Raw genomic sequence first — 17,666 nt, forward strand, 5'->3', positions numbered from 1 at the left:
CGGTTGAGCAGTGCTTGTATTTATTTTCTCATTGCCTCAAAGGCCAGATGTGCATTCTACTATCATTTTTGTGAGCCTGAATATAGTTCTAAGAATTTATAGAAAACAAGCAACAAGTCATGATGTATCGCAAATTTTGCCACATATTAAACCAATACCATACAAGAAATACACTTAAGTACCGGGAGGTACCATGAAGCACTTCTTACCGTCATCCGTCATGCTCACCCCATTCCTTGTTAAGTATTATGATGAAGAACCAGAAGACGCCTTAGATACCGAAGAGTCTCAACAACCACAAATTGAAGCTAACGATGACTCACGCAAACCATCGACACAAACTGAACTTGAACCGACGTTGAGTGAATAGCCTTTACTTTTCATGGTAATGGAACGCCATTCCGGTCTTAAATCAATCAATCGTTCTCTTTCCATTACTGACAATAAACACATAAGAAAACCATAAAAACGATTGCTATATGAGCCCTATCACAACGCATAATCACAAAGTGGTAGTTCGGAATCAAAGTTGTTCCAGATCAATGGTCGACCAGTTGATTGCCGACAACATGTAGGAAATTAAAAAATCATAATTAACGGAGTTTTCCAATGTCTACTGCATTTTACATCCCTACAATCAACTTCATGGGTACTGGCTGTTTGAAAGATGCTGCTGATAGCATTCAGTCTCAAGGCTTCAAAAAAGGTCTGATCGTAACGGATAAGATCCTTAACCAAATTGGCGTGGTTAAACAGGTACAAGACCTACTTAGCCAACGTGGCGTAGACGCAGTTGTATTCGACGGTACTCAACCAAACCCAACCATCACCAACGTGAACGATGGTCTTGAGTTACTGACTGACAACGATTGTGATTTCGTTGTTTCACTGGGTGGCGGTTCGCCACATGACTGTGCAAAAGGCATCGCTCTGGTTGCCTCTAACGGCGGCAAAATTGCAGATTACGAGGGCGTAGACCAATCTGAAAAGCCAATGATGCCATTGATTGCTATCAACACCACGGCTGGTACAGCTTCTGAAATGACGCGTTTCTGCATCATTACTGACGAAGCTCGTCACATTAAAATGGCTATCGTTGATAAGCACACAACACCACTTATCTCTGTAAACGATCCTGAGTTGATGCTTGCTAAACCTGCATCACTAACGGCAGCAACAGGCATGGATGCGTTGACACACGCAATCGAAGCTTACGTTTCTATCGCAGCAACGCCAATCACAGACGCTGTAGCGATTAAAGCGATTGAACTTGTGCAAGCACACCTAAGAACAGCCGTAGCGCACGGTGAAGACATTGAAGCTCGTGAGCAAATGGCTTACGCACAGTTCATGGCTGGCATGGCATTCAACAATGCTTCTCTTGGTTATGTTCATGCAATGGCGCACCAACTGGGTGGTTTCTACGACCTTCCACACGGTGTATGTAACGCTATCTTGCTACCACACGTTCAACGCTACAACGCGCAAGTTTGTCCAGAGCGTCTACGTGATGTTGCAAAAGCGATGGGTGTGAATGTTGAAGGTATGACAGCAGAGCAAGGCGCAGAAGCCGCTATCAATGCGATTGTTCAACTAGCAAATGACGTGAACATCCCAACAGGTATTGCGCAACTGGGTGCTAAATTGGAAGACATCCCGACTCTGTCTGACAACGCACTAAAAGACGCTTGTGGTTTCACTAACCCTAAACAAGCGACTCACGAAGAAATCTCAGCGATCTTCGAAGCGGCAATGTAATCTAGATACAAGTCACTTCTTATAGCTAACACAAACGGGCTCACCTTCTGAGCCCGTTTTCTTTTATCTGCCTGCCCCTTTCAATTCTTTATCTTTACACAAGCCAAGAACGACTACACACTCGCTACTCACCACGAAAAAGTCGCATTGTTGCGATCGCTTGGTTATAGTCAAACTATTGATATATAGAATGACAAACAGGTTCCATTGAGTCGTTGGATAGTTAGCACCTCATTATTAGCTTCACTCGTTGCCCACTCCGCTCAAGCAGAGGAACAAAATGAGTGCCACAGTCAGCCGCTAGAAGACGCCCCTGTCGAGAAAGCCTACCACTACCTAAACAGTAAATTTTGCCAACCCGCATTATGGTTTGACAGTTTCTTTGTCGATGACCGCATTACCGAAGATGCTCGAGCGGGCACGTCTGTGCGTTGGTACAACGACTTTATCTATTCAGAAGGTGGCGATGTAGATTACTCAACCAAGCTCAACGCGCGCTTACACCTACCCTTTGTCAGTAAGCGCTTGAAGTTAATCTATGAATCGGTTGGCGATGAAGAGTTCTTGGATTTCTTTCCGCAAGATTCAGAGGAATTAGAGAGCGCACTCGGCCTACGTTACGATGCTTATGCGAAGGGTTACAGTAGCTTCAATATTAAAGCGACACTGCGCCCGCGGATTGAAGCTCGCTACCGCTTTACCTACCCTCTCACCACCGATGCCGTATTCAGGCTGACCCAACGTGTGTATCAAGAAAAGCAAGAAACTGGCGAGATCACCGATATCGATTTTGATCTTTCTTTGAGTGATGACTTCTTAGCACGATGGTCGAACTTTGCAGGTTATAACGACGACCTTAAAGGCTGGGAGTACGGAACGGGACTGACTTTGTATCACTATCTTTCTCAAGACCAAGCTCTGCAATACAGCGCCACTATCACAGCAACCAGCGAGCCGTATAACCACTACGAATATTCACAAGTGTCGATAACCTACCGAGAAAACGTTTGGAAAGAGTGGCTGTTCTACGAATTGATTCCGCGTTATCAATGGGAACGAGAACCTTATGAAAAACACACCGAAGAAGCCAACATCACCCTTAGGCTTGAAGTCTTGTTCAACAATGTCTAGTAGAACAGTATCTAGTGAGTGTTTGTGAGATACGGGCATCGTGAGATAAAAAAATGGACACAAAAAAGCACATCAAGTGATGTGCTTTTTCAGTTCTATATAAGGCTTAAGTTGCAGTCTTAACCCTTGTAGTTTCTTACTCGTGCCGCTTCTGCTTCACGCTTGTCGACGACCGTTTTACCGATTGGCGCCAATGAGATAACCGCGAGCTTAAGGTGCTGAATCGCAAACGGAATACCGATGATAGTAATGAAACACGCTACTGCTGACATGATGTGACCAATCGCCAACCAGATTCCAGCAAATAAGAACCAAATGATGTTACCAATCAGACCAAGCGGGCTGGTACCGATGTCAGTTTCATTGGTCAATTCATCACGTGAAATCGCTTCTTGACCAAATGGGAAGAATGAGAAGTTACCCATTACAAAACACGCTCTACCCCATGGAATACCAACGATGGTGAGGAATGCGAGCAGTCCGAAGAACCACCATGCCAGTCCCATAAATACGCCACCAAACAGAAACCAAATGATGTTTCCTATTGTTCTCATGTTGTCTTCTCCAAATCTTTGAATGCTGTTAATTTCATATGCCGAGTAAGGCAATACTTGTTCTAATAGGTTCATTATTATTGAGTCTTTATGAACCGCTTATGAATCGCCTACATTTTCTGTGATTGATACACACCACGAAACGCCAAATCTGCATAGGGATCATCGATTTTATTTGATACCATGTTCGTAGATTTTTAGTATCACAAAGCTAAACAGCTACAACAACTAATTTAAGGCCGAACTTATGAACAACACTGAGCAACCTAAAAAGAAAATGAAAAACTGGGTGCCAATCGTCTTCTTCGGACTTCTCAGCACAGTGCCTGTATTCATGTTTTTAGTCGACGTGTACATCAACCAATACATGTAACCAGCCCCCGCCATCCTATCGGCGTTAAAATGAATACAGGAAACATGTCCTGTATTCATCTCAGTTAAATCACTTCTGCTGTAATCAGTTCAACTCTTCTGCGATCAAATCAACTCTTCGTTAATTAGATCAGCTCTTCGCTAATAAAGTCTAGAATGTCGATCAGCTCATGATCTGGCAAGTTTAGTAAGTTATCACCCACATACCATTCAATCTTACATTGGGTTGGCAGTTCGCTGATAGCTGGGTTTCCTATCCAAATCTTGTGCTTCTTAGCTATATTGTCGCGCAGGATAATGCCATCCTCAAAACCCACCGGTAAATAGAGGTGAAGCATGTTTACTTGGGGTTCCTGCGGGTTCACTTTGAACTGCGGGTAATCTTGTAAGATTTGATAGATTTGCTTAGTACGTTCATACAATGCTGGCATCAACTCAATCCGTTGATCAAACTGCATTGCTGCCGAAACCACGTAAGGCGTGCGATGATAAACATTTCCGCCCTGACGCTTCATCCATGCCGACGCTTTTGCTACGAAAGCCTTATCACCTAATAGGAGTGACCCACCAAGACCGTTTAACCCTTTGTAGAGCGAAACATAAGCCGTATCGAACCCCTTAGCAATCTCGCTATATGGCTTTTGATAATATGCGCCGCACTCCCACAAACGAGCACCATCCATATGCAGATGAATCGATTGTTCTTTGCAGTACTGCTTTATCGCTTCAAGCTCTTCCCACTCAGGCAGCTGACCACCAATCTCTCGCATCGGTAGTTCATACAATGCCGCGGCAATCTCATCAGGCCAAGACTTTAAGTCGTCGACATTCCAAGTGCGAAATACATTACCAACCGGAAGTACATTGAAACGGTTCTGGAGCTGATACCCTTGGCGTTCATGGCGCATAATATGGCTGGATTCGTGCATCGCCACCAAAGGGTTTCTTTTTTCTTGGCAAGCAATCTCTAACGCTGTCGGTTGGTTCATGGTGCCAGTAATCACAAACACAGCGGCTTCATAACCAAGCAGATCTGCGACCTTGTTTTCAAAGCTCTCGATAAACTCGCCATCACCATAGGTGTCGTGCGTCACATCATGTGTTTCGCACCATTCAGCCATTTGCGCGAAGGTTTGGGCTGGTGTTGGATCGAAGTGACCAGAAAGCAGCAAATTACATTGTTGACGCAAGTTCGTGCTCATACCTTTTCCTTTATTCATTGTCGTTCGATGTAGGGTGATTGAATTATTTACGTTAGCCTTCAACGGTGACATAAAGTGCACCTATTCGCTTTTATTATTAGCGAATAATTAGTTTTACTCAGTCATCGGCTGCGTGTGCCGGAAATACTCAAATGGACGGGTGTTTTATATAATTAAATCCCTAAAAACACGCGCATCTAACTAGATAAGTATGGGCTAATTCGTTGTTGTTCAACCATTCTTCTATTATTGTATATCTATAATTCCAATAAATATTATTCGTTAATGGACAAAGAGGGCTATATGTCGAAAAATCGAGTCTTGGTGCTATTCGCCCACCCTTCTCAGCATCGCTCTGAAGCTAACAAACCCTTATTTGAGCAAGCCAAACGTATTGAAGGCGTCACCTGTGTCGACCTTTATGCTGAATACCCAACCTTCAAGATCAATATCGATCGCGAACAGAAACGCCTGTTGGACCATGACATCATCATTTTTCAGTTCCCACTATATTGGTACTCAACACCCGCGATTCTTAAAGAATGGCAAGACCTCGTCCTAGAATACGGATTTGCTTACGGCACCGATGGCAATGAACTGCAAGGTAAAAGCTTGTTATGCAGTATCACCGCTGGCGGCAAAAAAGAGGCTTATCAGACTGACGGTTATAACCACTTCACCATCCGTGAACTGCTTCACCCAATTGAACAAACGGCGTCTTTGTGCGGCATGAACTACTTGGCTCCATTGGCTTTGTTTGGTTCACGTACTGCGTTAGAAGAAGGCCGAATTCAAGATCACGTAAATAGCTATAAATCGCTTTTAAAGGCTTTTGTTGCAGGCGAAGTCGACCTCAAAAAGGCAAGCAAGGTTGAAAAGCTAAACCATTACGTCGATGAAATGATGAGCAGAGGTTAGATCATGACAGGATATTTTCTACAAGCATTTATCTATTTGCTAGCAGCAGTCATCGCCGTCCCTATCGCTAAGAGGCTTGGCCTAGGTTCTGTGCTTGGTTACCTGATTGCCGGCGTTGTGATTGGTCCAATTATTGGATTAGTTGGCGAAGAGACCACGACCATTCAACACTTTGCCGAATTCGGTGTAGTAATGATGCTGTTCTTGGTCGGACTTGAGCTTGAGCCTAAGATGCTTTGGGCAATGAGAAACCGTCTTATGGGACTGGGTGGCTTGCAAGTTGGTGGCACTACCGCGATTGTAATGGGGATTGCTCTGTTCTTTGGACAACCTTGGACGATCGCGCTGACTATCGGTTTGATCTTCGCACTGTCATCTACCGCGATTGTTCTCCAAACCTTTAATGAGAAAGGACTCTCCAAGACAGAAGGCGGCAAGAATGCTTTCTCGGTCTTACTGTTCCAAGATATCGCCGTCATTCCGATGCTAGCATTTATCCCTCTATTAGCGTTGCCAGAATTAATCGAAGCTGCACAAAGCGCGGTCGCTTCGGCTTCTGATCACCATGAAGAGTTGAGTCTTGTTGCTGGCCTACCCGGCTGGGCTTATGGCCTTGTGATCACAGCATCTATTGCGATTGTTGTGGTCGGCGGACACTTCTTGAGTCGTCCACTGTTCCGCTTTGTTGCGAGCTCAGGCCTACGTGAAATCTTTACTGCAACCGCACTGATGTTGGTGATTGGTATTGCGGCACTGATGAGCCTTGTTGGCCTATCGCCCGCTTTAGGTACCTTCCTTGCGGGTGTGGTTTTAGCGAACAGTGAATTCCGCCACGAGCTTGAGTCTAATATCGACCCGTTTAAAGGGCTGCTACTTGGCTTGTTCTTCATCACCGTAGGTGCGGGCATCAACTTTGATGTTCTATTCAACGACTTTGGTTTGATCATTGGCCTCACTCTTGGCGTTATGCTACTTAAAGCCTTGGTGTTGTTTACATTGGCGTTAATCTTCAAAATTAAAAATAGCGACCGATGGTTGTTTACGTTGAGCTTGGCGCAAGCCGGTGAATTCGGTTTTGTACTACTTAGCTTCTCGGCTCAAAACCACGTATTGCCTGCTGATATAGTTCAAACTCTGTCGCTGGTTGTTGCCCTTTCAATGTTCCTAACACCAGGCTTATTCATTCTATTTGATAAAGTGATACTTCCTCGTTACGAACAAAAGTCTAACGACCGAGAAGCCGATACTATCGAAGAGAAAGGTACGGTGATCATTGCTGGTATTGGCCGATTCGGTCAAATCGTTAACCGTTTATTGGTGTCGAATGATGTCAATACTGTGGTTCTGGATCACCAAGCTAACCAAGTCGATTTGTTACGCTCCATCAATATCAAATCTTACTTTGGTGATGCAACTCGTCATGACTTATTGCATACCGCAGGAATCGAAGAAGCCGCAATGCTTGTCGTCGCTATCGATAACCAGGACTCAAGCGTTGAATTGGTGAAGTATGTTAAACACACCTACCCTAATGTGAAGATCTTGGCGCGAGCATTCGACCGTGGTCACAGTTACCGCCTACGAGAAGCTGGTGCAGATTCTGTAGTCTCAGAAACGTACCACTCGGCACTCGAAATGGGCGCAGAAGCTTTACGTTCTTTAGGGCACCACCCTTTCTTCGTCGAACAGCAAAAATCAACGTATCAACGTGTTGAAAGTCGTAAGTCTGAAAAGCTTTACCAAGCTTGGTCTGACGCTGAAGAGAACCCACGTTACGACAACAACTACCGACAAATTTTCATTCATCTAGAAGAAGCAATGAAAGAAGACATGAAAAAAGATCGTTCAGACAAGCACTCGCGCTCAGAACGAGGTTGGACACCACCGCCAAAAGGTTATGCCGACGGCTTTGAGGAAGAACAATCCTAAGCAGGGCTCTAAATACAAGGTCAAACACTATTCAAAAAGCGGCTTATAAGCCGCTTTTTCTTCACCTAACCCACGCGAAGTGCCCTATCAGTACGAAGAACGGATGCTGGAATCGGTAATCCACAACATTTATGTGATCTACCTATAATTTTTAATTTCTACTCACATAGCAAAAATGAATTCATTTTTTACATTATTGAAACATTCCACTCTTGCATAAACCACACTATAAACATGGCTATATATGCACTCCATCTAACCATTCGAACATCGAGTCGATTTATAGCGACCACTCTCTAAGGCTTGAATTACATTGCATATATCTAAACTCGCCTCACAAGCTGCCATTAAAACATTCACAAAACCAATAATTAATACTCTACATTCACAAATTCAAACCGTGAAAATTAACACAAACGTTTCAAAGTATGTCTATCGTTACAATTTGTAACGTATGCCAGTTGTCGGTATAGTCCTGCACTTCAAAAAGTGAGGCGGTTGCGCTCACCTTAAAGGAGATAATAATAATGATTACTAATGATGCTGTAATAATGGGCATGTTAGCTGTTATTCTTGGCGGTGTTTTTATCACGGAAAGTAGCCAAAATAGCGCACTGAAAAAATTCTACTCGTTCGTTCCGGGTCTATTGCTCTGTTACTTTGTTCCCTCATTGCTGAACAGCTTCGGCATCATCGATGCGTCAAACTCAAAGCTATACTTCGTTGCAAGTCGCTACCTATTACCGAGTGCACTCGTTCTTCTGATCATCTCAGCAGACCTTCGTAAAATATTTGGCCTTGGTTCTAAAGCCGTCATCATGTTCCTAACTGGTACTGTTGGCATTATCATTGGCGGGCCTTTAGCGATTCTAATCATCGACCAAGTTAATCCTGATCTTGTATCTGGTGATGTATGGCGTGGCCTTACAACTGTGGCAGGTTCTTGGATTGGCGGCGGTGCAAACCAAGCAGCAATGAAAGAAGTGTTCGAGGTTGATGACCAATTATTCTCTGCAATGATTACGGTTGATGTTATCTGTGCGAACATTTGGATGGCCGTGTTACTTATCATGGCAGGTCGTCAGAAGAAGATTGATGCATGGTTGAAAGCAGATACTTCATCTATTGAAGAGCTAAAAGAGACGGTTTCTAAATACCAAGAAGAGAACGCACGCCCAACAACCACAACAGATTTAATGAAGATCACGGGAATTGCGTTCGGTCTTACCGGCCTAGCTCACTTATTCAGTGACCTAATCGCACCTTGGATTTCGACCAACGCTCCAGAACTCGCAAAATACAGCCTTACATCAGGTTTCTTCTGGTTGATCGTAATGGTAACGACGTTCGCGCTCATCGCTTCATGCTTCAAATCAACACGCAGTCTTGAGCACAGTGGCGCATCAAAGGTAGGTTCAGCGTTCATATACATCCTAGTTGCAACCATCGGTATGCAAATGGATGTGACGGCTATCTTAGACAACCCAGGCTACTTCTTCATTGGTATCACATGGCTAACTATCCATGCCATTCTAATGATTGTGATGGCGAAGCTTATCCGTGCACCACTGTTCTTCATGGCTGTCGGTAGCCAAGCTAACGTTGGCGGCGCAGCATCGGCTCCTATCGTAGCTGCAGCGTTCCACCCAGCATTAGCTCCGGTAGGTATCCTAATGGCGGTACTTGGTTACGCTCTAGGCACATACGGCGCTTACATCTGTGGCCTCATCATGCAGGCTGCGGCGGGTTAATCGAAGCTTACTAGCCCAAAAACAGAAAGGCAGAACGATGATCGTTCTGCCTTTTTTATTTCTGCTCTTCCGCACTGAGATTAATCAAACAAAGACGCCAGCTTATTTTCCACCACAGGACTGATATTGAAGCTCAGCATAAAGTCCGGACGTGTCTTTTCATCTTTCTCAATATAATAGTTCGCCTCAATGCCAAACTTCCAAGGACGTCCATTCAACACAGTTGTCTTGCTTACGCTTATATTCAACGGAATTTCCGCCTGATCCTTATTCCAGTCATACGAGAATGTCGGCGTAGAGCCTACAGTCCAGCCTCCACCTAAGATCTCCACCCAAAACACTTGTGTCGATGTCTTGTTGATTCGAGTATCAGAATGGTCGGCCCCGTCTCCAGAAACACCATACAAGTGGTTGGGGAACACACCGACAACTCGTTCACTACTCGCCTTCCCGACCATAAACTCTGGTCCGACAGCAAATTGATCCGCCGTTAAGTCACTACTGCCCGTTGGCAAAGAAGCAAAGAGACCGAAAGCGACAATAGTCCCACCTTCCATTTTAGGCGCATAAGCTAAATCAAATGAGATGTCAGTAACGCCTGACTGATCCATATGTTGGGAACTTGTCGGCGTGTCCACATTGAAATCATTCTGAACATAAGAGATAGCCGGGCGGAAGATGACTTTGTCGCCATTATCCATTGGAAACGGCAATGTCGGCTGTAATACAGTCGCGAAAGCATCCCCTCCACCATCGTACCCACCTGAATACTGAAGCTTTAAATTAAGGCTAGCGTAAGCTGTGTTTGGGTTTGCAAGTTCCTTTGCTGCCTGTTCTGCTGCTTGAACGCTTTCAGATTTCGAAATGTCGGCCTTAGCGCTAGCAAAATTCGGCGTTAATAATATTCCAGTTATTATCAGTGCAAGTGGTTTACAAGCCATGAGCCCTCTCTTCAATAATAAAACAATAAGGTGTAACTGCTTATTGAGTATTTTAGAGATTACCGAAAGGGAAAATAGCCATTAAGTGACAGAGGTAGATTTCATGTAATTTGACTTCCCAATAACAGTCACAATTACACAACCGCCAACTCACAAATAGAACCATATTACACAGAGTTTATTGTATTTTTGCTTTTATTACATGAGCTTAGATAATATACATCGTCAAACTACTAATACAGGAGTATTCTTCAAAGGGCGTTTAATTGGAAGAAACGACTCTCAGAAACCATTAAAGACGTAACTCAATAACAACCAAACTTAGCTAGGTAAAACAAATGGAAACAAGTGTAATAGTCACTCTTACTATATTTTTCTTACCATTGATCCTATTGGTGATTTTACATTTAAGAAGTAAGAAAAAGCGTAAAGAGTTTGAAGAACAACTTTCGATAGCTAATCAAAAAATTAGCAACATAGAAAATGAAAAAGACACACTACTAAAAAAGTATGCCCCTGTAATTGATATGGAGTTACACGCTAACCGCCTGCTTGATGAAGCCACCGAAGAAGCTACTTCGATAAGGTTCCAAGCAGAAGGTGTTTTGTCTGAGACTGAAGAGCTGCGTAACGAAACACGTAAAAAGTTAAACGAAGCTAAAGAAAAAGCGGAGATTATCAAGAACGATGCACGCGAAGAATCTGCGAAAGTGCTTAGCTTCGCAGAAGCTCAAGCCAAAGAAATAGCAGGTAATGCTTACGAAGCAAGGGCCAAAGCTGATTCCTACGAAAAGGCGATTCGTGCGATGCGCAATACAATTGACGGCTATAAAGATGACTACATCATCCCAAATCAGTCTGTTCTTGATGACCTCGCAGAAGAGTACAGTTACAAAGAAGCAGGTGAAGAACTCAAAGTATCCCGTAAACGAGTAAAGGCAATGGTCAAAGAAGGTCATGCAGGGGCTTGTGATTATGTTGAAGCTCACCGTAAAACTTATGCAATTCATTTTGCCGTCGATGCTTTCAACGGAAAGGTCGATAGTGCTCTATCTAAAACAAAGCACGACAATTTTGGGAAAATCCAACAAGAAATTATTGATGCTTTTGCCTTAGTAAATCATAACGGTGCTCCATTCAGGAACGCTCGTATCAACCAAGAATACCTAGACGCACGTCTAACCGAGCTCAAATGGGCCGTTGCTGCATTTGAGCTAAGAAAGATCGAAAAAGAAGAACAAGCCGAAATTAAGGCTCAGATTCGCGAAGAAGAACGAGCTATCCGCGAAATGGAAAAGGCGCGTAAAGAAGCTGAAAAAGAAGAAAAGATGCTACAAAAAGCTCTAGAAAAAGCGCGATCTGAATTAGGCCAAGCAAGTGAAGAACAGAGAGCTGTATTTGAAGCACAACTTGCAGAATTAGAAAGCAAGCTACAAGAAGCTGAAGAAAAAGGTCAACGTGCGCTATCAATGGCTCAGCAAACTCGCCGAGGGCATGTTTACGTAATCAGCAACGTTGGTAGTTTTGGTGAAGAGGTGTTTAAGATTGGTATGACTCGTCGCTTAGAACCAATGGACAGAGTAAAAGAACTTGGTGATGCTTCTGTACCATTCTCATTTGATGTTCATGCAATGATTTATAGTGACGATGCTCCTTCTCTTGAGAAAGAGCTCCACAAGAAGTTCAACGAGCAGTCGGTTAACAAAATTAACCCAAGAAAAGAGTTCTTCAAGACCACAATAGCAGAGGTTAAACAAGCTGTTGAGCAACAAGGGTTACATGAAGTTCATTGGACTCTTAAGGCTGAAGCCGCTGAGTTCCGTGAGAGTTTAGCAATTGCGAAAGAACAGCAAGCAGTAGCGTAAAGGTAGCATTTATGAACGGGTAAACGATGACCTACTTCTGCTACGTAAAAAACAAAAAAGGCGACAGTAATAACTGTCGCCTTTCTAATATCTTGTTACTCAGTTAAAGCTTATTCCCAATCAAGAATTACTTTACCTGACATACCAGAGCGCATCATGTCGAAACCTTTCTGGAAATCGTCCACTTTGTAGTGGTGAGTAATGATTGGTGTTAGATCTAGGCCAGATTGAATCAAAGAAGCCATCTTGTACCAAGTTTCGAACATCTCACGACCGTAGATACCTTTGATAACCAAGCCTTTAAAGATTACTTGGTTCCAGTCTACTGCCATGTCTGATGGTGGAATACCTAGCAGAGAGATCTTACCGCCGTGGTTCATGTTAGTCAGCATGCTGTTGAACGCTGATGGGTTACCAGACATTTCTAGACCTACATCGAAGCCCTCAGTCATGCCAAGATCAGCCATTACATCTTCAAGCTTCTCTTCCATTACGTTTACTGCGCGAGTCACACCCATTTGACGAGCAAGGTCTAGGCGGTATTCGTTTACGTCAGTGATTACAACGTGACGAGCACCAACGTGCTTAGCAACAGCAGCAGCCATGATACCGATTGGACCAGCACCAGTAATTAGCACGTCTTCGCCTACTAGGTCGAAAGAAAGCGCTGTGTGTACTGCATTACCAAACGGGTCAAAGATTGATGCTAGATCGTCAGAGATTTCTGCAGGGATCTTAAATGCGTTGAACGCAGGGATCACAAGGAACTCAGAGAACGCACCAGTGCGGTTAACACCAACACCTGTTGTGTTACGACAAAGGTGAGTACGGCCGCCACGACAGTTACGACAGTGACCACATGTGATGTGACCTTCGCCAGATACACGGTCGCCGATTTCAAAACCACGAACTTCTTGGCCGATGCCAACAACTTCACCTACGTATTCGTGACCTACTACCATAGGTACTGGAATTGTGTTTTGTGACCATTCATCCCAGTTGTAGATATGTACGTCAGTACCACAAATTGCGGTTTTCTTAATACGAATAAGAAGATCATTATGACCCATTTCAGGTTTTTCAACCTCGGTCATCCAGATGCCTTCTTCAGGCTTAAGCTTAGAAAGTGCTTTAATTTTCATAATGTTATCCAGTTCATCTCGCCTAACTGTAAGGCGAGAATCAAAAATCTATTGTTCTATTGGGTGTTGTTCTATCTAATCAAAGGATGCATAAGGCATCCCTTTAAAATTAGATAATAGCCATGTCTTTACCAACTTGGATGAACGCATCAATTGCACGGTCTAGTTGCTCACGAGAGTGTGCAGCAGACATTTGCGTACGGATACGAGCTTGGCCTTTTGGTACTACAGGGAATGAGAAACCTACAACGTAGATGCCTTTCTCTAGTGCGCGCTCTGCGAATTCAGCTGCTACTTTTGCATCACCAAGCATGATTGGGATGATTGCGTGATCAGCACCGCCCATAGTGAAGCCCGCTGCTTCCATGCGAGTACGGAAGTGAGCAGAGTTTTCCCATAGTTGAGTACGTAGGTCGCCAGATTCCGCTAGAAGATCTAGAACGCGAATAGACGCAGATACGATTGCTGGTGCAACAGAGTTAGAGAATAGGTATGGACGAGAACGCTGACGTAACCAGTCGATCACTTCTTTCTTACCAGAAGTGTAACCGCCTGAAGCGCCACCCATTGCTTTACCAAGCGTACCTGTGATGATGTCGATACGGTCTACAACATTGTGGAACTCGTGAGTACCTGCGCCGTTTTCGCCCATGAAGCCAACTGCGTGAGAGTCATCAACCATCACTAGTGCGCCGTACTTGTCAGCAAGGTCACAGATAGCAGGAAGGTTAGCAACTACGCCGTCCATTGAGAACACACCGTCAGTTACGATAAGCGTGTGACGAGCGCCCGCTTCTTTAGCTGCAATAAGTTGTTGCTCTAGCTCTTCCATGTTGTTGTTCGAGTAACGGAAGCGCATTGCTTTACATAGACGAACACCATCAATGATAGATGCGTGGTTTAGAGCATCAGAAATGATTGCGTCTTCTTTGCCTAGGATCGTTTCGAATAGGCCAGCGTTTGCATCAAAACAAGATGTGTAAAGGATAGTGTCTTCTTTACCAAGGAACGTAGATAGCTTTTGCTCTAGTTCTTTGTGAGAGTCTTGAGTACCACAGATGAAACGAACAGAAGCCATACCAAAACCGTGTTGATCCATACCGTCTTTAGCAGCTTCGATAAGGTCAGGGTGGTTAGCAAGTCCTAAGTAGTTGTTTGCACAGAAGTTTAGTACTTCTTCACCAGTCGAGATAGAAACCGCTGCTTTTTGAGCAGAAGTAATAATGCGCTCAGACTTGTAAAGACCTTCTTCTTTAACTTCTTCGATTTGAGTTTGAATCTGTTGGTAAAATGCAGAAGACATTGTCTATTCCTTCCTAATTATTATTCAGCAGCATCGCGCGCCGCATTATGTAGGGGATGTAAACGATTTCAATTCGATCATTTACACTGTAAAACTTATACCTCTATTCTAGTTGAACATCCCCTTCTCGATTATCCCTTTAGTTGGAAAAACATTAATGAATCACAGGCACTAATAATAGTTCATCCCAGTGACACAGGGCACATAAACGCGTCTTACCTGTTCTTTTTAACGTCAAATCCCCTTCCGTTCCTGTCTAATTTCGCTTTCATATCGAATATCAATTTTTCATCTCAGAACGATATAGTGATGATTATCCGCTTCTCTCAGAATGTGCGACCGTTACGCCGCTATACAAATGAGACAAGATGAGAAACAAGCACATGACCCTATCCGATCACACCATTCAAGAAGCCTTCGAAAACGACTGGTACACCTGCTTTTATCAGCCAAAGGTGCAGCCTAGTGTCGAGAAGGTGACTGGAGTTGAAGCGCTGTTTCGTTTAGATATTCCAGAAGAAGGGATTTTCTCTCCGGGCGTGTTTATTGATCGCGCGTTTGCATTGGGTTATGAGGAAGAAATCTTTTTTAGTGTGCTTGAGCAATCTCTAACGGAGGTCAAATCGCTTTCCGTTCATCTAAGCTTGGCGGTAAACATCAGCAAGAAAGTACTAGCAAACCCTGATAATGTCGAAAAGGTTCGTGAATTACTTTGGAATGCATCTTTCAAAGCAGAACAGCTTACCTTTGAGCTAAGTGAAAATGATCAGTTAGATGAGCAGCTTTGTGAGCAGATAAAGCGCTTTAAGTCTCTGGGCGTCAGAATCTCTATCGACGATTTTGGTATCGGTTATTCAGACATGAATAAGGTGATTAGCCTTAATGTCGATGAAGTAAAGTTCGATAAATCGATTGTGAATAGTATTGAGCCCGCAAGCTCCGATTTAGTTAAGCGTACTTTGGCATACTGCAAAGAGTCTGGTATTGAAACCGTTGCGGAAGGCGTTGAAGACGCAGATACACGTCAAATGATCCACCAGCTAGGGTTTGATCGCTATCAAGGCTTCTTGTACTCAAAACCTCTGCCTTTAACCGACCTAAGATTGGTCATGTAAAGCGCCTTTACAGACTAGAGCTTAAAACAAACTCGACACTTCTCTTCTTCTGCTTAAGGTCGTGGTAACGGATATACTTAAAGTAAATATCGTGTTTATTTTGGATGTTCTGAGAAAAAGGATTTTTCACCACTTTCTTGATGTCTGCCTTGAAAAACGGCATGCCGAGCTTGCTCATATAAGGTTCTAAATACAGGTCATACAAGAACTGGCACATAGCAGGGTCAAGGGTCGGAAAGCGAAACTCAGTATCAGACAAATTATCCGCCATGTAATCGAAGATCTTACGACGAATCACAATGCTAACCGCGCCAACACTGCAAAGCATCTTACTTAAGCCGTCATACACCACATGACCAATAATGACCCCCTCGAAAAGAAAACAAAGCACCTGCATATCTTCTTTTTTCACACCCAGATGCTGAGAAACCTCGATAAAATCTTTGCCATAGGTTTTTAGATGCATTCCTTGAATCGACTTAAGCCTTTTCGCTGGAAGTGCTCCCATGTTATATGACTCAACACTCGTCACCTCATAGTCATAACCAATATCAATACTGAATGGACGCTCGACATTCTTAGTGGCGGCTTTCACCTGTACCATTTCTTCAACGGAAAAATCGTAATCGACCTGAAAGAAACTCGCGATACCAAGACGACGAACAAAACTCGGCAACGTCTTTGCCCTTTCCCACTGGCTGACCATCACCTGATTGACACCAAAAAACGCTCTATGAGAATTGGAAAGCAACTCTGCAAATTCTTCCTGTGAAATAGAGATTGATTCACGAAGTCGTTTTAACTCTATAGGGAAATTTTCTTTATTCATCTGTTACTTACCTAGCTTTTTTATCAGTGTAGTTCACTCAATATCGTCCGTACAAGGTCAGTGTTAGACACTTAAGAAAAAAGCCACTTCGTGATGAAGTGGCTCTAAGCGAAAGCTGCTAGGTTCTAGGTTCTAGGTTGAGCAATGTTGCCCTTGGCGATCAGACAATACTTTACCGTCTTTGATCGTCACTATGCGCTTAGTTCGTTCAGCAAGCGAGTTATCGTGCGTCACGATAATCAATGTTCGGCCCTCAGCATGAAGCTGATTAAACAAAGCCTCTATCTCAGCGCCAGACTTGGAATCCAGAGCCCCTGTAGGCTCATCAGCTAATATAATCTGAGGATCATTAACCAAAGCTCTAGCAATAGCGACACGCTGTTTCTGACCACCAGACAGCTGATTCGGTTTATGATCAAGTCTATCGCCCAACCCTACTTGTTCAAGTAATGCCGCCGCACGCTTACGACGCTCTTTGGCTTTGGTCCCTGAGTACACGAGAGGCAGAGCAACATTGTCCAATGCAGATGCATACTCAAGTAAATTAAAACTCTGGAATACAAAACCAATTTTTTGGTTCCGAATACCAGCAAGATCATTAGCACTCAACGCAGCAACATTTTTTCCATCTAGCTGATACTCCCCTTCCGTCGGCTTATCAAGGCAACCAAGCATATTCATCAGCGTTGATTTACCGGATCCTGACGGGCCTAAAATAGACAAAAACTCTCCCTTCTCAATCAAGAGATCGACACCGTCTAGTGCACGTATCTCAGTATCACCGTTTGAGTAGTGTTTACCGATATTTGAGAGTTCCACTAAGAATTTGTTAGACATGGTTTCTCCGCTGTCTTTG

General features: G+C 43.7%; 16 protein-coding genes. 9 read left to right on the forward strand and 7 right to left on the reverse strand.

What is annotated here, in order from left to right; genetic code table 11:
- The first annotated feature begins 193 nt into the window (after positions 1–193).
- The 3 genes from AC3CKG_RS16845 (at position 194) to AC3CKG_RS16855 (ending at position 2,889) form a co-directional block, all read left to right on the forward strand.
- Positions 194–370 carry a hypothetical protein gene (locus AC3CKG_RS16845; RefSeq protein ID WP_170965355.1) on the forward strand — a complete coding sequence of 59 codons (177 nt, stop codon included), beginning with the start codon at positions 194–196 and terminating at the stop codon, positions 368–370.
- A 239-nt stretch (positions 371–609) separates the two neighbouring features.
- Positions 610–1,758, forward strand: coding sequence for an L-threonine dehydrogenase (gene yiaY, locus AC3CKG_RS16850; protein ID WP_009845589.1), 1,149 nt, complete (start codon positions 610–612; stop codon positions 1,756–1,758).
- A 207-nt stretch (positions 1,759–1,965) separates the two neighbouring features.
- Positions 1,966–2,889, forward strand: a complete 924-nt coding sequence (locus tag AC3CKG_RS16855) for a hypothetical protein (RefSeq protein ID WP_017111844.1) — start codon at positions 1,966–1,968, stop codon at positions 2,887–2,889.
- Between the two features lie 119 nt (positions 2,890–3,008).
- Here AC3CKG_RS16855 and AC3CKG_RS16860 read toward each other — a convergent pair whose 3' ends face one another.
- The gene (locus AC3CKG_RS16860) at positions 3,009–3,443 is read right to left on the reverse strand and encodes a YccF domain-containing protein (RefSeq protein ID WP_017111843.1); all 435 of its coding nucleotides are present in this window, start codon (positions 3,441–3,443) and stop codon (positions 3,009–3,011) included.
- Positions 3,444–3,690: 247 nt separating this feature from the next.
- On the opposite strand from AC3CKG_RS16860, the gene AC3CKG_RS16865 reads away from it, so the two are divergent.
- The gene (locus AC3CKG_RS16865; RefSeq protein ID WP_017060906.1) at positions 3,691–3,816 is read left to right on the forward strand and encodes a hypothetical protein; all 126 of its coding nucleotides are present in this window, start codon (positions 3,691–3,693) and stop codon (positions 3,814–3,816) included.
- Between the two features lie 124 nt (positions 3,817–3,940).
- On the opposite strand, the gene AC3CKG_RS16870 is transcribed toward AC3CKG_RS16865, so the two are convergent.
- The gene (locus AC3CKG_RS16870; RefSeq protein WP_488529605.1) at positions 3,941–5,017 is read right to left on the reverse strand and encodes a threonine aldolase family protein; all 1,077 of its coding nucleotides are present in this window, start codon (positions 5,015–5,017) and stop codon (positions 3,941–3,943) included.
- Positions 5,018–5,320: 303 nt separating this feature from the next.
- Here AC3CKG_RS16870 and AC3CKG_RS16875 point away from each other — a divergent pair, with 303 nt between their 5' ends.
- From AC3CKG_RS16875 to AC3CKG_RS16885, 3 genes are all read left to right on the forward strand, one after another.
- Entirely contained in the window at positions 5,321–5,935 is a 615-nt protein-coding gene (locus AC3CKG_RS16875; protein WP_488529606.1) for an NAD(P)H-dependent oxidoreductase, read from the forward strand.
- A 3-nt stretch (positions 5,936–5,938) separates the two neighbouring features.
- Positions 5,939–7,864, forward strand: coding sequence for a monovalent cation:proton antiporter-2 (CPA2) family protein (locus AC3CKG_RS16880; protein ID WP_065105423.1), 1,926 nt, complete (start codon positions 5,939–5,941; stop codon positions 7,862–7,864).
- A 527-nt stretch (positions 7,865–8,391) separates the two neighbouring features.
- Positions 8,392–9,615: a DUF819 family protein gene (locus AC3CKG_RS16885; protein WP_017111839.1), complete on the forward strand. Its 1,224-nt coding sequence runs from the start codon at positions 8,392–8,394 to the stop codon at positions 9,613–9,615.
- Positions 9,616–9,695: 80 nt separating this feature from the next.
- Here AC3CKG_RS16885 and AC3CKG_RS16890 read toward each other — a convergent pair whose 3' ends face one another.
- Positions 9,696–10,556: a hypothetical protein gene (locus AC3CKG_RS16890; protein ID WP_488529607.1), complete on the reverse strand. Its 861-nt coding sequence runs from the start codon at positions 10,554–10,556 to the stop codon at positions 9,696–9,698.
- Between the two features lie 338 nt (positions 10,557–10,894).
- Between AC3CKG_RS16890 and AC3CKG_RS16895 the strand changes: the two genes are divergently transcribed.
- Positions 10,895–12,421: an SNIPE associated domain-containing protein gene (locus AC3CKG_RS16895; RefSeq protein ID WP_102282172.1), complete on the forward strand. Its 1,527-nt coding sequence runs from the start codon at positions 10,895–10,897 to the stop codon at positions 12,419–12,421.
- Between the two features lie 110 nt (positions 12,422–12,531).
- Here the strand turns inward: AC3CKG_RS16895 and tdh are convergent, their stop codons facing one another.
- Together tdh and AC3CKG_RS16905 are read right to left on the reverse strand one after the other, a co-directional pair.
- Entirely contained in the window at positions 12,532–13,563 is a 1,032-nt protein-coding gene (gene tdh, locus AC3CKG_RS16900) for an L-threonine 3-dehydrogenase (RefSeq protein ID WP_004730216.1), read from the reverse strand.
- Between the two features lie 109 nt (positions 13,564–13,672).
- Positions 13,673–14,866 (reverse strand): glycine C-acetyltransferase, encoded by a 1,194-nt coding sequence (locus AC3CKG_RS16905; protein WP_017094962.1) that lies wholly within the window; start codon positions 14,864–14,866, stop codon positions 13,673–13,675.
- Between the two features lie 383 nt (positions 14,867–15,249).
- Between AC3CKG_RS16905 and AC3CKG_RS16910 the strand changes: the two genes are divergently transcribed.
- Positions 15,250–15,981 carry an EAL domain-containing protein gene (locus AC3CKG_RS16910; RefSeq protein ID WP_029223665.1) on the forward strand — a complete coding sequence of 244 codons (732 nt, stop codon included), beginning with the start codon at positions 15,250–15,252 and terminating at the stop codon, positions 15,979–15,981.
- A 7-nt stretch (positions 15,982–15,988) separates the two neighbouring features.
- Here AC3CKG_RS16910 and AC3CKG_RS16915 read toward each other — a convergent pair whose 3' ends face one another.
- Complete coding sequence (locus AC3CKG_RS16915; protein WP_488529608.1) at positions 15,989–16,810, reverse strand: helix-turn-helix domain-containing protein; 822 nt, start codon at positions 16,808–16,810, stop codon at positions 15,989–15,991.
- Between the two features lie 132 nt (positions 16,811–16,942).
- Positions 16,943–17,647, reverse strand: a complete 705-nt coding sequence (locus AC3CKG_RS16920; protein ID WP_488529609.1) for an ABC transporter ATP-binding protein — start codon at positions 17,645–17,647, stop codon at positions 16,943–16,945.
- Between the last annotated feature and the right edge of the window lie 19 nt (positions 17,648–17,666).

This window comes from Vibrio sp. QJM3NY_15 (assembly GCF_057785995.1).

Excerpts from the sequence above, each read along its gene's own strand:
- AC3CKG_RS16920 (WP_488529609.1), bottom strand. The coding sequence starts at position 17,647 with ATGTCTAACAAATTCTTAGTGGAACTCTCAAATATCGGTAAACACTAC.
- AC3CKG_RS16845 (WP_170965355.1), top strand. The coding sequence starts at position 194 with ATGAAGCACTTCTTACCGTCATCCGTCATGCTCACCCCATTCCTTGTT.
- AC3CKG_RS16895 (WP_102282172.1), top strand. The coding sequence starts at position 10,895 with ATGGAAACAAGTGTAATAGTCACTCTTACTATATTTTTCTTACCATTG.
- AC3CKG_RS16860 (WP_017111843.1), bottom strand. The coding sequence starts at position 3,443 with ATGAGAACAATAGGAAACATCATTTGGTTTCTGTTTGGTGGCGTATTT.
- AC3CKG_RS16880 (WP_065105423.1), top strand. The coding sequence starts at position 5,939 with ATGACAGGATATTTTCTACAAGCATTTATCTATTTGCTAGCAGCAGTC.
- AC3CKG_RS16865 (WP_017060906.1), top strand. The coding sequence starts at position 3,691 with ATGAACAACACTGAGCAACCTAAAAAGAAAATGAAAAACTGGGTGCCA.
- AC3CKG_RS16870 (WP_488529605.1), bottom strand. The coding sequence starts at position 5,017 with ATGAGCACGAACTTGCGTCAACAATGTAATTTGCTGCTTTCTGGTCAC.
- AC3CKG_RS16885 (WP_017111839.1), top strand. The coding sequence starts at position 8,392 with ATGATTACTAATGATGCTGTAATAATGGGCATGTTAGCTGTTATTCTT.
- yiaY (WP_009845589.1), top strand. The coding sequence starts at position 610 with ATGTCTACTGCATTTTACATCCCTACAATCAACTTCATGGGTACTGGC.
- AC3CKG_RS16905 (WP_017094962.1), bottom strand. The coding sequence starts at position 14,866 with ATGTCTTCTGCATTTTACCAACAGATTCAAACTCAAATCGAAGAAGTT.
- AC3CKG_RS16915 (WP_488529608.1), bottom strand. The coding sequence starts at position 16,810 with ATGAATAAAGAAAATTTCCCTATAGAGTTAAAACGACTTCGTGAATCA.
- AC3CKG_RS16890 (WP_488529607.1), bottom strand. The coding sequence starts at position 10,556 with ATGGCTTGTAAACCACTTGCACTGATAATAACTGGAATATTATTAACG.
- AC3CKG_RS16910 (WP_029223665.1), top strand. The coding sequence starts at position 15,250 with ATGACCCTATCCGATCACACCATTCAAGAAGCCTTCGAAAACGACTGG.
- AC3CKG_RS16875 (WP_488529606.1), top strand. The coding sequence starts at position 5,321 with ATGTCGAAAAATCGAGTCTTGGTGCTATTCGCCCACCCTTCTCAGCAT.
- tdh (WP_004730216.1), bottom strand. The coding sequence starts at position 13,563 with ATGAAAATTAAAGCACTTTCTAAGCTTAAGCCTGAAGAAGGCATCTGG.